The sequence below is a fragment of the Cryobacterium sp. TMT2-18-2 genome (assembly GCF_004402245.1).
GTDB lineage: Bacteria > Actinomycetota > Actinomycetes > Actinomycetales > Microbacteriaceae > Cryobacterium > Cryobacterium sandaracinum.
Map to the genome: position 1 here is coordinate 188,840 of NZ_SOFU01000013.1, position 17,979 is coordinate 206,818.

14 protein-coding genes are annotated in these 17,979 nt (G+C 67.5%); 10 read left to right on the top strand and 4 right to left on the bottom strand.

Annotation, left to right across the window (positions count from 1 at the left end; all coding sequences use genetic code 11):
* Nucleotides 1–79: 79 nt before the first annotated feature.
* Together E3O22_RS04940 and E3O22_RS04945 are read left to right on the top strand one after the other, a co-directional pair.
* A complete protein-coding gene (locus tag E3O22_RS04940; protein WP_134394024.1) occupies nt 80–1,765 on the top strand; it encodes a M23 family metallopeptidase in 1,686 nt (561 codons plus the stop codon).
* Between the two features lie 741 nt (nt 1,766–2,506).
* Nucleotides 2,507–3,136, top strand: coding sequence for a Pr6Pr family membrane protein (locus E3O22_RS04945; RefSeq protein WP_166784561.1), 630 nt, complete (start codon nt 2,507–2,509; stop codon nt 3,134–3,136).
* Nucleotides 3,137–3,348: 212 nt separating this feature from the next.
* Here the strand turns inward: E3O22_RS04945 and E3O22_RS04950 are convergent, their stop codons facing one another.
* The 3 genes from E3O22_RS04950 to E3O22_RS16690 all read right to left on the bottom strand — a co-directional run bounded on the left by E3O22_RS04950 (nt 3,349) and on the right by E3O22_RS16690 (nt 5,229).
* Complete coding sequence (locus E3O22_RS04950; RefSeq protein ID WP_134394026.1) at nt 3,349–3,696, bottom strand: DUF3140 domain-containing protein; 348 nt, start codon at nt 3,694–3,696, stop codon at nt 3,349–3,351.
* A gap of 571 nt (nt 3,697–4,267) precedes the next feature.
* Nucleotides 4,268–4,642, bottom strand: a complete 375-nt coding sequence (locus E3O22_RS04955; protein WP_241976520.1) for an RNA polymerase sigma factor — start codon at nt 4,640–4,642, stop codon at nt 4,268–4,270.
* 266 nt (nt 4,643–4,908) lie between these two features.
* Nucleotides 4,909–5,229, bottom strand: coding sequence for a hypothetical protein (locus E3O22_RS16690; protein WP_370448401.1), 321 nt, complete (start codon nt 5,227–5,229; stop codon nt 4,909–4,911).
* A gap of 939 nt (nt 5,230–6,168) precedes the next feature.
* Here E3O22_RS16690 and E3O22_RS04965 point away from each other — a divergent pair.
* On the top strand, nt 6,169–6,819 hold the full coding sequence (locus E3O22_RS04965; RefSeq protein WP_134394027.1) for a M23 family metallopeptidase: 651 nt from the start codon (nt 6,169–6,171) through the stop codon (nt 6,817–6,819).
* Between the two features lie 689 nt (nt 6,820–7,508).
* On the opposite strand, the gene E3O22_RS04970 is transcribed toward E3O22_RS04965, so the two are convergent.
* A complete protein-coding gene (locus tag E3O22_RS04970) occupies nt 7,509–7,871 on the bottom strand; it encodes a MerR family transcriptional regulator (protein WP_241973308.1) in 363 nt (120 codons plus the stop codon).
* 219 nt (nt 7,872–8,090) lie between these two features.
* Between E3O22_RS04970 and E3O22_RS04975 the strand changes: the two genes are divergently transcribed.
* From E3O22_RS04975 to E3O22_RS05005, 7 genes are all read left to right on the top strand, one after another.
* On the top strand, nt 8,091–9,611 hold the full coding sequence (locus E3O22_RS04975; RefSeq protein WP_134394029.1) for a SulP family inorganic anion transporter: 1,521 nt from the start codon (nt 8,091–8,093) through the stop codon (nt 9,609–9,611).
* Nucleotides 9,612–9,826: 215 nt separating this feature from the next.
* Nucleotides 9,827–10,498 (top strand): IclR family transcriptional regulator, encoded by a 672-nt coding sequence (locus E3O22_RS04980; protein WP_134394030.1) that lies wholly within the window; start codon nt 9,827–9,829, stop codon nt 10,496–10,498.
* 36 nt (nt 10,499–10,534) lie between these two features.
* Nucleotides 10,535–12,223: a urocanate hydratase gene (gene hutU / locus E3O22_RS04985; protein ID WP_134394031.1), complete on the top strand. Its 1,689-nt coding sequence runs from the start codon at nt 10,535–10,537 to the stop codon at nt 12,221–12,223.
* A gap of 13 nt (nt 12,224–12,236) precedes the next feature.
* Nucleotides 12,237–13,457 carry an allantoate amidohydrolase gene (locus tag E3O22_RS04990; RefSeq protein ID WP_206750669.1) on the top strand — a complete coding sequence of 407 codons (1,221 nt, stop codon included), beginning with the start codon at nt 12,237–12,239 and terminating at the stop codon, nt 13,455–13,457.
* 62 nt (nt 13,458–13,519) lie between these two features.
* Nucleotides 13,520–15,001 (top strand): amidohydrolase family protein, encoded by a 1,482-nt coding sequence (locus E3O22_RS04995; RefSeq protein ID WP_134394032.1) that lies wholly within the window; start codon nt 13,520–13,522, stop codon nt 14,999–15,001.
* Nucleotides 14,998–16,194, top strand: coding sequence for an imidazolonepropionase (gene hutI, locus E3O22_RS05000; protein ID WP_134394033.1), 1,197 nt, complete (start codon nt 14,998–15,000; stop codon nt 16,192–16,194). The genes E3O22_RS04995 and hutI overlap by 4 nt, the downstream gene beginning before the upstream one ends.
* A 452-nt stretch (nt 16,195–16,646) precedes the next feature.
* Entirely contained in the window at nt 16,647–17,927 is a 1,281-nt protein-coding gene (locus tag E3O22_RS05005; RefSeq protein WP_134394034.1) for a hemolysin family protein, read from the top strand.
* Nucleotides 17,928–17,979 lie beyond the last annotated feature (52 nt).

Here is a 17,979-nt window from a genome sequence, read left to right on the forward strand (position 1 = left end):
AACCGCCCCGGAATTGCCCGTCGATGCCCTGAATCGATGCCCTGAATCGATGCCCTGAAACAGTGGACTGTGGAGACTCATGAACCCCTCCCCCCGATCTCGCCTCCGCCTTTCCCTGCCCCCGGTCCCGGTCCCGCCACGGTACCTGGCGACGCAGCTCGCCGTCTCCGTCATCGTGGCCCTCACGATTTTCGGGACACCCGCACGGTCCCTCGCCGACGACGCCCCTATTGCTGCGACGGAGGATCCGGCTGCCGCGGTGCCCGCTGTCCCTGATGCATGCGCCAGGCTCTTCCCGACGGATGCCCCGGCGGCCGCGGATCCGGCTCAGCCCTCCGGGCCGGCCGACTCGGCTGCCGCGCCCTGCCCCATGGATGCACCGACTCCTTCCTCGGTGCCGACGCTCGCCCCGACACCCGTCCCCGAGCCCGAGCCCGAGCCCGAGCCAACAATCGCCCCTGCCCCCACGCTCGAACCGGCACCGGCTCCAGCCCCCACGACGGAGCCGATGGGTGAGCCGTCCCCGACACCAACACCCACACCCACACCCACACCCACACCCACACCCACCACTCCCTCAGTGTTCGGCGAGGAGCCGTCCACGCCCACGGAGCCTGAACCGGCCGCCGAGCCTACTGCACAGCCACCGGCACCGGCAGAGCTGACCGTGGAGGCCGGATCAGCCTCAGCCGATCGAGCTGCAGCAGCAGAAGCGCAGGCCGCCGCCGCCCGCACGGCCGAGGCTCAGGCATCCGCCGCCCGGGCAGCAGCAGCAGCCCGAACGGCCGCCGCCGCCACTCAGGCCGCCTACGACGCCGCGAAACTCGCCTACGCCGGGGCCAAGGCCGACTATGACGCCACTGTCGTGCAGGCCGATCTGGTGCGCGACCACGGCGCCGACGCCGCCGCCAGGGCCGAGGCATCCCGGCGGGCGCTGGCGACGCTCGTTCGCGCCACCCTGCAGCGATCGGGGCCCGAAGCCGTGGACGTGCTGCTCGCGGGCAGCAGCGACGGCAATGATTTGCTCGCCCGGCTCGCCACGCTCGACAGCCTGGACCGGCTCACGAACAGCCTCGACGAGGTGCAGGCCCAGGTCGACGCCGACACGAAGCGTGAGGAAGCACTGCAAGACCAGGACGCCGCACTTCGGGCCGCGATCGAGGCCATCCCGCTCGCCGACACCCGCCTCGCCATGGAGGGCGCCCAGCAGGAGCTCGATGCGGCCTCCGCTGAGGTGACCGATCTCTCGGCGAGCACGCCGGTCGCCCTGGTTCTGACACCGCTGCCCAACCTGGTTCCCGCGGCCGGCACCGACGACTTCGGCGGCCGGCTCGGAGGCCAACCGAGCGATGCGGGCTGGGCCGCGCCGGCGGTCGGCTCCCTGACGGATGCCTTCGGTCCCCGGCACGATAAACCGCTGCCTGAGGTGAACGACGTCCACGGCGGCACCGACATCGGCGCGGCGTGCGGGGCGGCCGTCTATGCGGCGAGCGCGGGGGTCGTGGTCACGGCAGCACCCCTCGGGACCTACGGCAACTGGATCCTGATCAACCACGGCAACGGTATTGCCACCGGCTATGCGCATCTCGCCGAGGGCCAGACCCTCGTGAGCGTCGGCGAGACGGTCATCGCCGGGCAGGTCATCGCGAGCATCGGCAGCACCGGGGCCTCCACCGGCTGCCACCTGCACTTCGAGGTGCGAACGGACGGCACCGCCGTCGACCCGCGGCCGTTCCTGGTGCAGCGCGGTGTGCCGTTCGGCTGAGTGCCTCGTGAGCGCGCCAAGCTGGGGTCGTTCACGCCCAACGCGGCCGCGCATGCCGTGCAGATAATCGCCGACCCAAACCGCTACATGACCAACTACGACGCAGCTCGTGCTGTCGTGGCCGCACGGACGACTGGGGATGCAGCGCGACCCGTCATGGTGGACACCGTCCCCCGGTCCCGCGACACAACCCTCACCACCACCATCAACCGCGCCACGACCAGGACACCGACCCCCGCGCCGGCACCGACGTCGATGCCGCCTAGGCGTGGAACTCTAGCGGAACGCCCCGCAGCGACAGTCTCGATACTCCGGTTGTTGCATCCCTGAGATTGCGGGTCAAGTTCCCGATCAGTTGTCGACGAGGGTGATTTCGAAGCTATAGCAGTCGGGCGCTTGGCAGTGCTGCCCGAATTGGGCAGGGAAAGGAGTGAGCTCTCGGATGCGTTCGCTGCGCTGCTTCGCGACTGACATAGTCACGCCGCGCGAGTCCGGGCGAATGCCTGGCCGACCCGTCCAGGTCCCGCAGGGAGCCGCGGTCGTGGCTCGTGCGCCAGCGACCGGAAGGCCTGCGAGCTAATGGCCCCATCGATCCTTCGCGCAAGCACCCCGGGCCGTGGAATCAAATTCAGGGGCATCGGTTCCCCCCGCACTGGCATCTGCCATGTAAGTCGTAACCCCTTAGGATTCATGCAGAACACAGATGTGCACAGCACCCGCACCACCGATCAGAGACGAACTATGAAACTCCTTGCTCCGTCACTTCGCCTGGCCATCGTGCTCCTCGGCATAGCGGCGATCGTGTCGACATTCTTCGACACAGCCACCCGCGCCACGATCAACCCCTTCAACTTTTTCGGTTTTTTCACAATGCAGAGCAACATCATTGTGGTCATCGTGCTGGCAGTCTCCGCCTTCGTTTCTTTCCTCGGGAGACACCAATCCCCACGTTTGGTGTTGGCGAGGGGGTGTGCCACTACCTACATAGTGATTACCGGATTCGTTTACAACTTGCTGCTCGCCGGGCTCGAAGGAGGCGTCTCTCTGGCCTGGGCCAACACCGTGTTGCACGTCGTCCTGCCCCTCGCCGCAGCACTCGATTGGCTGATCTTCAACGACCGCAGCCCCCTCCGATGGAACGAAATATGGATCGCCCTCATTTACCCGATCGTGTGGATCATGGTCGTGCTCGTCCGCGGGGCAACCGACGGATGGGTGCCTTACCCCTTCTTGAACCCGGCCCAGGGCTACAGCATCGTCGCGCTCTACGCTCTTGCTATCGCTGTTGCCACCGTCATTTTCGCCGCCGTCATCTGGACCGTAAGTCGGTCGAACCCCCTTCGCAGCCCCGCGCTGGCAGAGATGCGCTAGCTAAACCCCCTAAAGTGTTCGGGACCGAGGCGTCCGGTTGCACGACTGGAGAGCCGTGCGTCGTAGGCCCCCAGCCGGGAAACCCAATAGCTGAACCGGTCGCTCATGTCTCCTGGTCCCACGATGGGGCGCACCCGCCGAACCCGCCCCCTTGTAGAACAGGCGCTCCCCCAACACGGCGTGCGCGGTGAACTTTGCACCGACCTCCTACGTCATGCCTTCTTCAGTGGATCATTTCCCCAGTTCATCAGCGAGTATCGCCATCGTGAGTGCTCGACATCGGAATCCGGTCCCTGTGCCCTGTGCCGCTTCACGTAGCTGACGACCTTATGCATATGTTCGACATCGGACGCAGTCAGATCGGCTTTCTTCGTTTCAAGAATTGTCACGATCCTGCGACCGGACTTGTGCCCGATGGACTCTCCGCTGCCATCGTTTTTTTGTCCGACTTCCTTGGATTCATCCGTGTCGAGCCACAATTTGAGCTCACTGACGGTCATCGTGATCGCGTCTTTCCAGTCATCCCAGATCTCATCGACATCGTTCTGCTTATCTGCCATGAATCAATCATTGCTGTGATGATGCGCGGCAACAAGGGTCTTTCAGGCTCCGCGTAAAAAGTCCTCCGAGGTGGGAGTGAGATGTTCTCGGGCGAGCCGAATCCGCCAGCAGGAACCGTCCCTGTAACGCTCCGCATCGGAGTCCCCCCACTCCGATGATCAGCCCTGGTTCTCTTGCTCGTCTTTCCCTGGGCGACACAACCGGGGCCTTTTCGTTCGATAACGGCGACGCTTTTGCAACCCCGTCGACAGCTGTCTCCTCGGCCCCTACTCGAGGCCCTAACCTTCGATCATGACTTCTACTGTTGCGCTCTGCAAGATATGCCCGTAGACCGGAAAAAAATGCAGTCGGAGGCACAGTCGGCGTGGCTAGGAGCCACTGTGAAGGCTCTTTCCACATTGTGACGCCCCCGTGTGTTATGGGCCCCGCTCTGGGTGCGTGTTCGCGCAGCTTGATGCGGGCGGTTAGCGCCAACACGCCATTTCGTGAGCGAGAGTATGACGAGATCGAGCGAGTAGTCCTCGCACCGTTGATACTGGAACCCCGAGTTCGCCCGCGATCACCGAGTAACTAGAGCCCGAGCACGACCCGCATCAACCAAGACTTCAAACACCTACCGTCATGCAATGTCGATAGCTTTTGCCATGCGGTAACACACGACTCCTGCACGACGTCGTCGGCTTCCGCACCCGAGCCGATTAACCGCAGAGCGCAACAGCGCATCAGCGGTCGATGCCGGCGCACCAGAATCGCAAAGGCAGCGTCGATTCCCGCGACGGCGTAGGTGACAAGGACACCATCAGTGTTGTCCTCAAATTGCGGCGTGCCAACGTCGTGAAGTGGCATCACGTCCTCGCGGGCCGGGCCGCCCGTGGCAGCGTGCGGCAGCGCCGGCCGGTGATCGAAACCATTCATTTGGTCTCGCACAGGACTGATCGCGGTCATGCGCTCACCACCCAGATGGATCCGGATTCTGCGCTTGATGTCAAGTGCGTAATCACATCGCGAAACGCTGTGAAGATTGTCCAGCGAATAACGTCGCCGATTTCCATTTCTTCGAAACTCTCGTTCTGTTGCGACACACAGCCGAGGAGTCCCCCAGAATTGCCTTCTCGAGGCTCGCGACGCACCAGCCAACCGTGAGCGACAACCTGAGTGATTGACCTGCCGTGACTGCGGAATTTGTCAAGGTGAATGAGGCCAGCGTGAGTTTAGGCGGCTAGTTTCGGCTCTTTTTCTTGAGCGGCGGGTTTGTTGATCCAGGCCGCGTCGGGGGTGGCGAGGATCTTCGGGTCGCAGCTGGTGCTGCAGCGCTCGGGGTTTCGGGCGCGCGCGGTGGCGAGGGTCGCCGCCCGCTCGACGGCCTTGCCGGCGGCGAGGCCGTAGTGGACGTCGGCGTCTTCTCTCGCCCCGACGCGGCTTCCCAAATCGGTCCTGCGGTCGATAACTGCCGTGGCCACGGTGGTGAGTTTGAGGCGATGCGATGCGATGCGATGCGATGCGATGCGATGCGATGCGATGCGATGCGACAACGTAAATTCTGATGCGCAGGCCTTGGCCGATCGAGCAAGCCACGGGCGTCGGAACGCTCGATGTCGCCGACGATGGCCCCCTCTAACTTTTAACTCTATGCAGGGCCTCCTCCTGGGAGCTTTGGTGCGACTGAGACACGGTAAACATTGCCCAAGAGGATACTCCCGCCGTTTAAGCGGTCGGATCCAGAAAAGGAATCGGGCTGATCTCATGGCCACCAACGGGCACTCTTCCTGGCCGTCATCGGACAATTATGCCCGACCTCGAGGAAGCCTGGGTCGCCGCCCAAGACACATCCGGCGGGCCCGGGAGGTTCCTCCGCAAAGACACCGCGTTCACGTTGTTCGTCATTGACAAGTGGTTGCTGGACCGATCCACGGAATCGGTGCGGGGCATGCTGCTGGGGCGCCGTTACGCTGAGAACGGGCGTATTCAAGGGTCTTTTGGCCACCGAGCGAGCGCATCTGCCTCAGTTCCCGGCGGGTGCGGTCGACAGGACCGAATCGTCGATCGGCGGGGTTTTTCCCGCAATGGCGGAAGCGCGTCGACGTCAGTGTCCGCCTCAGCGAAACGCGTGAGCGCTCACCGTCCAGGCGTACGACAGAGGGCAAAACCAAATTTCTGGCAGGGGTGTGACGGGCGGTTAGGCATACCGATCGCGTGCTTCGTGCGGGACCGATTTGTGCCGGTCCGGCAGGTATGCCTGTGCGGGTGGAGGTTGTTCTGCGGGATTGGTAGCGACGTCCCGCCTCAATGCCAGGGGGGGGGAACCGCACCGACCGGTTCATGTGACCTTCGCGTCCGAACGCGGGTCGGCTTGCGGGCGAGACGCCTCAACCTAGACCGATCTAGTTGGGCCCGGTGGACTCGTGCCTCTCGCTACACTGAACGTGTCGCTCGAACGGGCCTCATCACTATGCGCGGCCGGAGGTGCTGTCATGTTGAGCACTCCCCCCGTCGTGCTGCGATTTCCGTTCCAGGGCCGGTGGACCGCAGAGAACAGTCCGGCGAACCGTGTTCCCAGCCATGGCACCCATCTGCTCGGCACGACCTTCGCAATCGACTTCATCGCCGTCGACGAACGAGGCCGTTCGGCGAAGCACGGTTGGCGCTCCGTGCTAGCGACGGAGCCCCCCGAGCTCTTTGCCGGATTCGGCGCCCCGATCCTTGCGCCAGCATCGGGCACAGTCGTTGCCGCGGTCGACGGTGAGCTTGATCACGAGGCCCGGCGCTCACAATTGGCGTTGATTCCCTACGCGCTCTCCCAAGCGCGCCGAGTTCGAGAGGGCGTGCGCGCGATCGCGGGCAATCACGTGGTCATCGCACTGGAGCCGGCCGGGCCTTTTGTGCTCATCGCCCATCTCCAGCGAGGATCGGTGAGCGTCGCAGTTGGATCAGTGGTCATGGCCGGCGAGAACATCGGATCATGCGGGAACTCGGGCAACAGCACGCAGCCTCACGTGCACGTGCAAGTCACGGACTCAACGAACTGGCCGACGGCGCGCGGCAGGCCGATCGTCTTTGAGCGCCCTCAGGTCAACGGTGGCACCTGGCTCCCGAGGAACGGGGAGGCCTTCACGGCCGCATGAATGGCGCAGGCAGCCACCCGCCATGCCGCCTCTCAGCTTTTCGCGCACCAACAGTTCGGCTTCAGTGATCACGGAATCACGCATGTTGACGCCGACCCAAAACAGGGCCCTTGCTGGCGACTTCGTTGGATGTTGGACAGCAAGCCTGAGTTGCATCGATCCGGCGTCGAGTCAACCCTACGTTGGCAAGTGTGTGCGGATCGAAGCGGGCGTCCCCAATGACTCAGGGCACGTCATCCATGATCGCCGACGCACATAATCCGGGTTCACGGTCCGTCTCGTTTATCTCTGTCCCGTGGTGGGTCGAGGCGTGCGCTTCGCGCGACGGCGTGGCGGTCGCCGGAGTAGCTGACCGGGCTCGACGAAAGTTCGACCGCGCAGAATACTGGATCCTGGCCGAGGATGTCGCCGGCCTCCAAGGTCTCCTCACCGTGTTTCCGGAACTGAACGACGATGCGGCCGGGGCTAAGAATGCGATCGCGATGACCGAGGCACGCCCACGACCGAGTACCCCATGTCGATGAGGCGCGATGTGACTTCCCTGTTGCGCACACTCTGATTCGACCGGCGGCTCCGACTCGCGGCGGTCGTCAGGGCGACCGCGGGTCACACTACTCAGGGTCCCGTGAATTCGCAGAAGTGAGCTGTTCCCAACCCTCAGCCATCTGAGTCCACCGCAGGGCACTCGCTCACTGCTGGCGCAGGAGAGCAAGGAATTCGTCGGCCATTGCGAGCTGATCCCGCAGCCCCTGGCGCCGCTCCTCGGCCTGTGCAATGAAGGACTCCAGGTCCGACCTCACGGCGGCGATGTCGGCGCCCTCGATGGCGCCGTCCAGTGTGTCGATGGTCTTGAGGAGCGACATCATTTCTTCAAGCGAGAAGCCCAGCGGCTTCATGCGCCGGATCAGGATCAGCCGGGCCTGGTCTTCGTCCGTGTAGAGGCGGAAGCCGCCATCGGTCCGGCCTGAGGCCCTGAGCAAACCGATTTCGTCGTAGTGGCGGATGGTTCGTAGTGACAGTCCGGTGCGTTCGGCCAGCTCGCCGATATGCATCGTTGCCGTGGACTCAGTCGATGACATGGCGGTACCTCTCACGCGTCAACTCAAACATAACCCTAACGTTAGGGTAGAGTTGTGATCGTCGGCTGACAATGAATGCCAGTCCACCATCCATCCTCGCCGTTCCGGCGCATGGTTGTGCGCATCGGGCGCACCCCTTTCCCTTCGCCCCATTCTGGCCCGCCACCGCGAGCCCTCGTCCCTGGAGGCCCCATGGCTCTCGTTCAGAAATCCCTCGCACCCGACCGTTACAAAGCCGAACCATCGGTGATGACAGCGCTGCGCACCCCGCGGCTCCTCACTCGGGAAGTCCTCGCCGGCCTTGTCGTGGCGATGGCGCTGATCCCGGAGGCGATCTCGTTCTCCATCATCGCTGGAGTCGACCCACGGGTTGGGTTGTTCTCGTCCTTCGTGATGGCTGTATCCATTGCGTTCCTCGGCGGCCGCCCCGCGATGATCACCGCCGCAACGGGAGCCATCGCCCTGGTGATCGCCCCCGTAGCACGCGAGTACGGCATGGATTATTTCATCGCCACGGTCATCCTGGCCGGGCTCCTTCAGGTGATCCTGGGCGTGCTGGGTGTGGCCAAGCTCATGCGTTTCATCCCCCGCAGCGTCATGGTCGGCTTCGTGAACGCCCTGGCCATCCTCATCTTCATCGCACAGTTGCCGCAACTGCTTGGCGTACCGTTCATGGTGTACCCGCTGGTGGCCATCGGAATCATCATCATGGTCGTCATGCCCCGGTTCACCAAGACCATCCCCGCCCCGTTGGTCGCCATCGTGGTGCTGACCATCGCAACCGTCACCATCGCAATCAACGTGCCCACCGTCGGCGACCAGGGCAAATTGCCCAAGAGCCTCCCCGAACTCTTCATTCCGAACGTCCCCCTCAACTTCGAGACGCTCACGATCATCGCCCCCTACGCGCTGGCCATGGCCATGGTCGGCATCCTCGAGTCCCTGATGACGGCCAAACTCGTCGACGAGGTCACCGACACCCACTCCCACAAGACCCGCGAGACTTGGGGTCAGGGCGTCTCCAACATGCTCTCCGGCTTCTTCGGCGGCATGGGCGGGTGCGCCATGATCGGCCAGACCATGATCAACGTGAAGGCCTCCGGCGCCCGAACCCGCATCTCCACGTTCCTTGCCGGCGTATTCCTGCTGATCCTGGTCATCGCTCTCGGCGATGTCGTCGCCATCATCCCCATGGCCGCCCTGGTGGCCGTGATGATCATCGTCTCGGTGCTGACCTTCGACTGGCACAGCATCCGTCCGTCCACACTTCAGAGGATGCCCAAGAGCGAAACCACGGTCATGGTCGCCACAGTCGCTGTGGTCGTGATCACCCACAACCTCGCCATCGGCGTAGTCGTCGGGGTTCTCGTGGCAATGGTCGCCTTCGCCCGCCGGGTCGCCCACCTCGTCGACGTGGAACGCACCGTCTCAACCGATGAAACCGTGCCGACCGCGTACTACACCGTGACCGGCGCGCTCTTTTTCGCATCAAGCAACGACCTCACCACCCAGTTCGAGTATGCAGAAGACCCGGACCGCATCGTCATCGACATGGCCGCCTCCCACATCTGGGACGCCTCTACCGTCGCAGCCCTCGACTCCATCACGAACAAATATGAACGTCTCGGCAAACGCGCTGTGATCGTGGGTATGAACGATGCCAGCACCAATATCCACGCCCGTCTCGCCGGCAACCTCGGCGGGGGTCACTGACCCCACCGGCCGAGCAGCATCCGTCGCCGACTCCCCGCCGCGGCGTAGACAGGTTCGCGGGAGGTGGAGAAGTCGGCGAGGACGTGGGCGATGTCCGCGGTCATGCCCTGGACCCGGTGAATGGGAACGGGTCCCCCAGCCGCCTATTGCCATACAGTGGCACTTGAGTTTTACTGGATGACATCAGCATTCGCATGAGAACCGGGAGAGCACCCATGGCCGAGTCGTCCACCCGCACCGTGGAACGAGCCCTCGACCTGCTCGCCGTGATCTGCGACGCCGACGGGCTCACGCTCTCGGAGAGCTCACGCGCCGTCGCCCTCGCACCGAGCACCGCCCTGCGCCTGCTGCGCACGCTCGAGACCCGCGGCTTCGTGCACAAGACCGACGACGGCGCCTACCTGCCGGGCAGCCGCATCATCCAGCTCGGCGCGCAGTCGCTCAGCAGCGAGTCGCTGGTCACCCTCTCCCGCCCGGCCATGGAGCGGCTCGTCGCCGAGACCGGCGAGTCCGTCTACCTCAGCGTCGAGGGCCACGACGCCACCGGGCTCTACATCGCCATCGTTGAGGGCACCCACTCGGTGCGGCACTCGAGCTGGGTCGGCCGCACCGTGCCGCTCGAACGCTCCGCGGCCGGGCAGGTGCTCACCGGGCACACCCCGGAGACCGGCTACGTGGTCGTCGAACGCGGCGTCGAAACGGATGTCACGGCCCTGGCCGCGCCGATCCGTTCGGAAGCCAGAACAATCGCCGCCCTGAGCCTGGTCATCCCGAGCTACCGGGTGGAGCCCGCGGACATCCGTCGCTACGGCCCGCTGCTGGCCCAGGCTGCCGGGCACGTGTCCGCCGGTCTCAGCCGCGCCGTCCCCAACCTCCCCATGGACTGATCGACCCCGAACCCCCGAACCCTCAAGGAGACAGTGATGTCCGAATCCCGCCCCGTGCGCGCCGCCCGCGGCACCGAGTTGACCGCGAAAAGCTGGCAGACCGAGGGCCCGCTGCGGATGCTGATGAACAATCTCGACCCTGACGTGGCCGAGCACCCGGAGAACCTGGTGGTCTACGGCGGCACGGGCAAGGCCGCCCGCAACTGGGAAGCCTACGACGCCATCGTGCGTACACTCACCACGCTGGAAAAGGACGAAACGCTGCTGGTGCAGTCCGGCAAGCCGGTCGGCGTGTTCCGCACGCACGAGTGGGCGCCGCGGGTGCTGATCGCCAACTCCAACCTGGTCGGCGATTGGGCGACCTGGCCGGAGTTCCGCCGCCTCGAGGCCCTCGGCCTGACAATGTACGGCCAGATGACGGCCGGTTCGTGGATCTACATCGGCACTCAGGGTATCCTGCAGGGCACCTATGAGACCTTTGCCGCCGTGGCCGCGAAGATCGCCGCTCGTGAGGGCGGGCCTCACACACACAGTGGCGGCACCCTGGCCGGCACGCTCACCCTCACCGGCGGGGCCGGCGGCATGGGCGGCGCGCAACCGCTGGCCGTGACCATGAACGGCGGCGCCGTGCTGATCGTCGACGTGGACGAGTCCCGGCTGCTGCGTCGGGTCGAGCATGGCTATCTCGACGAACTGGCACCCACCCTGGACGACGCCGTCGCCCGGGTGCTCGCGGCGAAGAACGAGAAGCGCGCCCTCTCGGTGGGCGTGGTCGGCAACGCGGCGACCGTGTTCGCCGAGCTGCTGGAGCGGCGGGTGCCGATCGACATCGTCACCGACCAGACCAGCGCGCACGACCCGCTGGCCTACCTGCCAGAGGGCGTGACTGCGGAGGAGTGGCATGACTACGCGGCCGCGAAGCCCGAGGAATTCACCGAGCGCGCCCGGGCATCCATGGCGAAGCAGGTCACCGCGATGGTGGGCTTCCAGGATGCCGGTGCCGAGGTCTTCGACTACGGCAACTCGATCCGGGCGGAGGCGGAGCTCGGCGGCTGCGCGCGGGCGTTCGACTTTCCCGGGTTCGTGCCCGCCTACATCCGCCCGCTGTTCGCCGAGGGCAAAGGCCCGTTCCGCTGGGTGGCGCTCTCGGGCGACCCGGCCGACATCGCGGCCACCGACCGGGCCATCGTGGAGCTGTTCCCCGAGGACGAGCACCTGCGCCGCTGGATCACGAAGGCGCAGGACACCGTGCACTTCGAGGGTCTGCCGGCCCGGATCTGCTGGCTCGGCTACCAGGAACGGCACCGGGCCGGCCTGAAGTTCAACGAGATGGTGGCGTCGGGCGAGCTGAGCGCACCGATCGTGATCGGCCGCGACCACCTCGACTCCGGCTCGGTGGCCTCGCCCTACCGGGAGACCGAGGCCATGCTGGACGGGTCGGATGCGATCGCCGACTGGCCGCTGCTGAACGCGCTGCTGAACACGGCATCGGGTGCCACCTGGGTGTCGATCCACCACGGCGGCGGCGTCGGGATCGGCCGCAGCATCCACGCCGGCCAGGTGATCGTGGCCGACGGCACCCCCCTGGCCGCCGAGAAGATCGCCCGCGTGCTCACCAACGACCCCGGCACTGGCGTGATGCGGCACGTCGACGCCGGGTATCAGCGGGCCGAAGAGGTGGCCCGGGAGCGCGGCCTGCGCGTGCCGATGTGGGAGTCGGAGTGAGCGGGGTGTGCGCATGAGCGAGCTCGCCCACGGGATGCTCGCCGGACTCGCCGAGATCGCCGACACCGGGCGGGACTCCCGCCGCGGCGGCTACTCCCGGCACCTCTGGCAGGGTGCCGACCTCGAGCTGCGGGCCTGGTTCGCCCTGCGCGCCGAGCGCCTCGGGCTCAGCGTCGAGACCGACCGTAACGGCAACCTCTGGGCCTGGTGGGGAGAGCCGGGGCCGGATGCCGTGGTCACGGGCAGCCACCTGGATTCCGTTCCCGGCGGCGGCGCCTACGACGGCCCCCTCGGCGTGGTCAGTGCGTTCGAGGCCGTGGCGCGGCTGCGGGCATCCGGGTTCACGCCGTCCCGCCCCTGCGCTGTGCTCGTCTGCGCCGAGGAGGAGGGCTCCCGATTCGGGATCGCCTGCCTGGGCTCCCGGCTACTGACCGGCGGTATCGACGCCGACCGGGCCCGCGCGCTCATCGACGCCGACGGGATCACCCTGGCCCAGGCTGCCCGCCGCGCCGGGCTCGACCCTGCGCACCTCGGCGCCGACCGGGACGCCCTGGCCCGAGTCGGCCTCTTCATCGAGCTGCACGTGGAGCAGGGCCGCGGCCTGGTCGACCTCGGCCGGCCCGTGGCGGTGGCGTCGTCGATCCTCGCGCACGGGCGCTGGCGCCTCACCGTGACCGGCCAGGGCAACCACGCCGGCGCCACCCCGATGGAAGACCGCCGCGACCCGCTCGTGGCCGCTGCCCGCGCGATCGTCGCCGTGCAGGATGCCACCGGGGGACACCCCGGCGCGCGCGCCACGGTCGGCCGCCTGGAGGTGGTGCCGGGCGGGACCAACGTGATCGCGTCATCCGTGCACGCCTGGCTCGACGCCCGCGCGCCCACCGACGCCGAGACCCGCGATCTGGTCGCCGCAATCGCGGCGGCCGTCGGCGAGGCCACCCAGGTGAACGGATGCTCCGTGGCCGTCACCGAGGAGTCCTGGACCGGAACGGTGACGTTCGACCCCAAGCTCGTGGGACGATTCCGGTCGGTGCTCGGCGCTGACGCCCTCGTTCCGGCCCTGCCGACGGGTGCCGGGCACGATGCCGGCGTGCTCGCAGCGAGCGTACCGAGCGCCATGCTCTTCGTGCGCAATCCCACCGGCGTCTCGCACTCCCCCGAAGAATTCGCCGAGGTGGGCGACTGCGTCGCCGGGATCGACGCCCTCGAGACCCTGCTGCGGAGCCTGCTGTGAGCGCGCGCGGGGTCGGGACTGGGGTCGGGGCTGGGGCTGGGGCTGGACAGTCGGGGCCACCGGTGGCCGCCTACTGGTGCGAGCTGGCGCTGGTCGACGGGGCTGCCCTGCCCGGCGTGCGGCTGGAGGTGGGCACGGACGGGCGCCTTCAGGCCGTCACACCGCGCTCCGAGCCGCGGCCCGGCGACGTGCGGCTCGGCACCGTGCTGCCGGGGCTGGCGAACGCGCACTCGCACGCCTTCCACCGGGCGTTGCGGGGCCGCACCCACGACGCCGGCGGCGACTTCTGGCAGTGGCGGGAGGCCATGTACCAGGTGGCCGCCGGCCTCGACCCCAAGCGGTACTTCCTGCTGGCACGGGCCGTGTTCGCCGAGATGCTGGCCTCCGGTTTCACGGCAGTCGGCGAGTTCCACTATCTGCATCACCGGCCGGGCGGCTCCCGCTACCCCGCCGAACACGCCATGGAACTGGCGTTGGCGGCCGCGGCACGGGAGGTGGGCATCCGGCTGGTGCTGCTCGACACGCTCTACCTCGACGGCGGAATCGGAATGCCACTCACCCCCGCGCAGCGCGCCTTCGGCGACGGATCGGCCGCCGCCTGGCTGGCCCGGTGGCACTCGCTGCGCGAGGCGCTCGGCCGTGCTGCGACGGCAGATGACGGCGACGGCGACGGCTCCCAGGCTGACCGCCAGGCCGATAGCCAGGCCGACGCCCAGTCAGGCACCCAGGCCGGCACGGATACCCGCGTCACCCTGGGCGCGGCGATCCATTCGGTGCGGGCGGTGTCCCCGACCGCGATCCGGGAGGCGCTCGCCGGGCTGCCCGATGCCGTTCCACTGCACATCCACCTGTCGGAGCAGCCTCAGGAGAACGCGGACTGCCGGGCCGCCTACGGCCGGACCCCAACCGAGGTGCTGGCCGGGATCGGGGCGCTCGCTCCGCGGCTGAGCGTCGTGCACGCCACGCACCTCACCGACGAGGATGTGGCGCTGATCGGGACATCTGGGGCCTCGGTTGTGATGTGCCCGACCACGGAAGCCGACCTCGGCGACGGGATCGGGCCGGCCCTGGCGTTGCAGCGGGCCGGCGCCCGGATAGCCCTCGGCTCGGACCAGAACGCCGTCATCGACCCGCTGCTCGAGATGCGCGGCCTGGAGGCCGGCGAGCGTCTGGTATCGGGCCGGCGCGGCCGGTTCACGCCCGCCGAACTGCTCGTGGCCGCTTCGGACCACGGCTATGCCGCGCTCGGACTCGGCCGGCAGCGCCTCATCCCCGATGACCTGTGCGACCTCGTGGAGGTGGCGAGCGACAGCATCCGCACAGCCGGGTCGCTGCCGGAGCAGCTGCCGCTGACCGCGACGGCCGCCGACGTGCGCCGGGTGATCGTGGGCGGACGCGTCGTCGCCGACTCCGGGGTGCTGGTGGGTGGCGCGGGCGGGCCTGACGGGCGGGCGTCGGGCACGCTGCGACCCGAGATCCTGCTGCGCGACGCCCTCGCCGCGCTCGACGGCACCGCCGCGCTCGCGTCAGGAGAACGACCGTGACCCCCGAACCGACCGAGCTGATCACCGGTATCCGGGAACTGACCACGCAGGCGGACGGCGCCCCGCGCCTCGCCGATGCTGCCCTCGTGATCGAGGGCGGCCGCATCGCGTGGATCGGCGCGGCGTCCGCGGCACCGGCGGCCGACGTCCGCACGGATGCCGGCGGCCGGGCCGCTCTGCCCGGCTGGGTCGACAGCCACACCCACCTGGTGTTCGCGGGCGACCGGGCCGCGGAATTCGAGGCCCGGATGGGCGGTCAGCCCTACGCGGCGGGAGGAATCCTGACCACCGTGGCTGCCACTCGCGCCGCGACCGAGGCGCAGCTCACGGCCGCGGCGGCACGGCTGCGGCGCGAGGCGGAGGCGCAGGGCACCACGTTCCTCGAGAGCAAGACCGGCTACGGCCTCGACCTGGCGAGCGAGGCGCGGTCGGCTCGGGTGGCGGCATCCGTCGCTGATGTCGTCACATTCCTCGGCGCGCATATCGTGCCGCCGGGCATCGACCGGCGCGACTACCTGGACCTGGTCACCGGACCGATGCTCGCCGTGGTGGCTCCGCACGCACAGTTCGTCGACGTGTTCTGCGAGGTCGGGGCGTTCGATGTGGCGGAGAGCCGGGAGGTGCTACTGGCCGGCCGTGCCGCCGGCCTCGGCCTGCGCCTGCACGGCAACCAGCTGGGATTCAGCGGCGGGGTGCGCCTCGCGGTGGAGCTCGGCGCGGCGAGTGTCGACCACTGCAACCACCTCGAGCCGGCGGACCTCGACGCCCTCGCCGCCTCAGCCACCGTGGCCACCCTGCTGCCGGCCTGCGACCTCTCCACCCGGCAGCCGTTCCCGCCGGCCCGGCGGCTGCTCGACGCCGGCGCGAGCATCGCCCTGGCCACCAACTGCAATCCGGGCAGCTCCTACACGACGTCGATGGCGTTCTGCGTGGCCACCGCGGTGCTGCAAATGGGTCTGACGATCGAGGAGGCGGTGTGGGCGGCGACCCGAGGCGGAGCCCGGGCTCTCGGCCGCGACACGGGAACGGACGCGGTCGGAGCCCTGCGCGTGGGCGGGCGGGCCGACCTGCAGGTGCTTGACGCGCCATCCGTCGCTCATCTCGCCTACCGCCCCGGCGTGCCGCTGACCTGGGCGGTCTGGCGGCAGGGTGTGCGGACCGGCCGCCGCGGCCCATCACCGCTCCCGGCCTGACCGAGGGATTTGCGCCTCGCGCCCTCACTGTCCCCTCTCCCTTGCCGCCCCCTTCCAGCCCACCCCACCCCGTCGTGCATGACTCCTGCACATTGCTCAATCACTTATCGGGCACCCCCGGAATTCCGCGGATGTCCGGCGCGGTCTCGAAAAATCCCAGGAGTTATGCACCCGAGGCACCGAAGAGCACCTCCCGGGCCAAGTCGCGCCGTCACCGACCAGCCAGCCAGCCGACGTCCGGGCAGGTCGCCGGCCGGCCAGGAGCCCGCCCGCCCGCCCGTGGCTAACTCAGGAGAATGGCCGGCTTCGTCACTGCACCCTCTGCATTTCCGCGGCACCGCCACCCGATCGGCAGCCGACTCGCCGGATCTCCTGAGTTAGCCACACGCAGGAGGAGTCGAAGCAGCGGCGCGGCCCGGGTGGAGTCCTCGAACGGCTTTATAATGACCGGCATGGACGTTTATACCTGGCTCAACCTGGCGCTCGTGCTGCTGTTCGTGCTCATCGGCGGCGTGTTCGCAGCGACCGAGTTGGCGTTGGTGTCCCTGCGCGAGAGCCAGCTGCACGCGCTGGAACGCGAAAGCACGCGTGGCAAAACGGTCGCCCACCTGGCCCGGGACCCGAACCGGTTTCTGGCGGCCGTGCAGATCGGCGTCACCGTCGCCGGGTTCCTGTCCGCCGCCTACGGTGCCTCCACGCTGGCGCCCGACCTCGCCCCGCTGCTGGTGGTACTCGGGCTGTCGAAAGGGGCCGCGGACACGCTTGCCCTGGTCGGTCTGACGCTCCTCGTCGCCTACCTCTCCCTGGTGTTGGGGGAACTCGTGCCGAAGCGATTCGCACTGCAGAAGGCCAGCAACTTCGCGCTCGCGCTCGCGCCGCCACTCCAGGTCTTCGCGACCCTGATGCGCCCCGTGATCTGGCTGCTGTCCGTCTCGACGAACGCCGTTGTGCGGCTCCTGGGCGGAGACCCGCACGCCCGGAGCGAGCTCGTGTCTGATGAGGAATTGCGCGACCTCGTCGCCGCACACGAGGGCCTCGAGGTCGAGGAACGGCACATCCTGAGTGAAGTGCTCGACGCCACCAACAGGCTGGTCAAGGAGGTGATGCGCCATCGCGGAGACGTCGACTTCCTGGTCGGCACGCAGACGATTCCCGCCGCCCTGGAGGAGATCCGGTCGCTGCCGCACTCGCGCTATCCGGTGATCGGCCGCTCAATCGACGAGGTGCTGGGCTTCGTACACGTGCGCGATCTCCTGGACCCCGACGCCCACCCCGGCGCGACGACCGTAGCCGAGGTGGTGCGGGCCATCGTCTTCCTTCCCGGCACCAATCGCATCCTGCCGGCCATGACCCAGCTGCGCCGTGCCGGCGTGCACATCGCGATCGTCGTCGACGAATACGGCGGCACCGACGGTATCGTGACTCTCGAGGATCTCGTTGAGGAGCTCGTGGGTGAGATCCACGACGAGTACGACCTGCCTGTGCCCGAGGGACACTCCGACGAGAACGGCCAGGCCCGGCTGGCGGATGGCGGCCTGAATATCGAAGACTTCACGGATGCCACAGGAGTCGAACTCGAGGACGGCCCCTATGAGACCGCGGCCGGCTTCGTGACCTACCGGCTCGGACGCATGCCCCAGGTGGGTGACACCGTCTCGGCCGGGGACTACCAGTTGCGGGTCGCCGCTCTCGACGGGCTGCGCGTCAGCGTCATCGAGGTCGGTGCCGGCTGAGCGAGGACTCCGCGTGACCACTGCGCCTGGCCACACCGCCTGATCACGCCAC

Excerpts from the sequence above, each read along its gene's own strand:
- E3O22_RS04990 (WP_206750669.1), top strand. The coding sequence starts at position 12,237 with ATGAGCGAGCTCGCCCACGGGATGCTCGCCGGACTCGCCGAGATCGCC.
- E3O22_RS04975 (WP_134394029.1), top strand. The coding sequence starts at position 8,091 with ATGGCTCTCGTTCAGAAATCCCTCGCACCCGACCGTTACAAAGCCGAA.
- E3O22_RS05005 (WP_134394034.1), top strand. The coding sequence starts at position 16,647 with ATGGACGTTTATACCTGGCTCAACCTGGCGCTCGTGCTGCTGTTCGTG.
- hutU (WP_134394031.1), top strand. The coding sequence starts at position 10,535 with ATGTCCGAATCCCGCCCCGTGCGCGCCGCCCGCGGCACCGAGTTGACC.
- E3O22_RS04970 (WP_241973308.1), bottom strand. The coding sequence starts at position 7,871 with ATGCATATCGGCGAGCTGGCCGAACGCACCGGACTGTCACTACGAACC.
- E3O22_RS04980 (WP_134394030.1), top strand. The coding sequence starts at position 9,827 with ATGGCCGAGTCGTCCACCCGCACCGTGGAACGAGCCCTCGACCTGCTC.
- E3O22_RS04945 (WP_166784561.1), top strand. The coding sequence starts at position 2,507 with ATGAAACTCCTTGCTCCGTCACTTCGCCTGGCCATCGTGCTCCTCGGC.
- E3O22_RS04965 (WP_134394027.1), top strand. The coding sequence starts at position 6,169 with ATGTTGAGCACTCCCCCCGTCGTGCTGCGATTTCCGTTCCAGGGCCGG.
- E3O22_RS04940 (WP_134394024.1), top strand. The coding sequence starts at position 80 with ATGAACCCCTCCCCCCGATCTCGCCTCCGCCTTTCCCTGCCCCCGGTC.
- E3O22_RS04950 (WP_134394026.1), bottom strand. The coding sequence starts at position 3,696 with ATGGCAGATAAGCAGAACGATGTCGATGAGATCTGGGATGACTGGAAA.
- E3O22_RS04955 (WP_241976520.1), bottom strand. The coding sequence starts at position 4,642 with ATGACCGCGATCAGTCCTGTGCGAGACCAAATGAATGGTTTCGATCAC.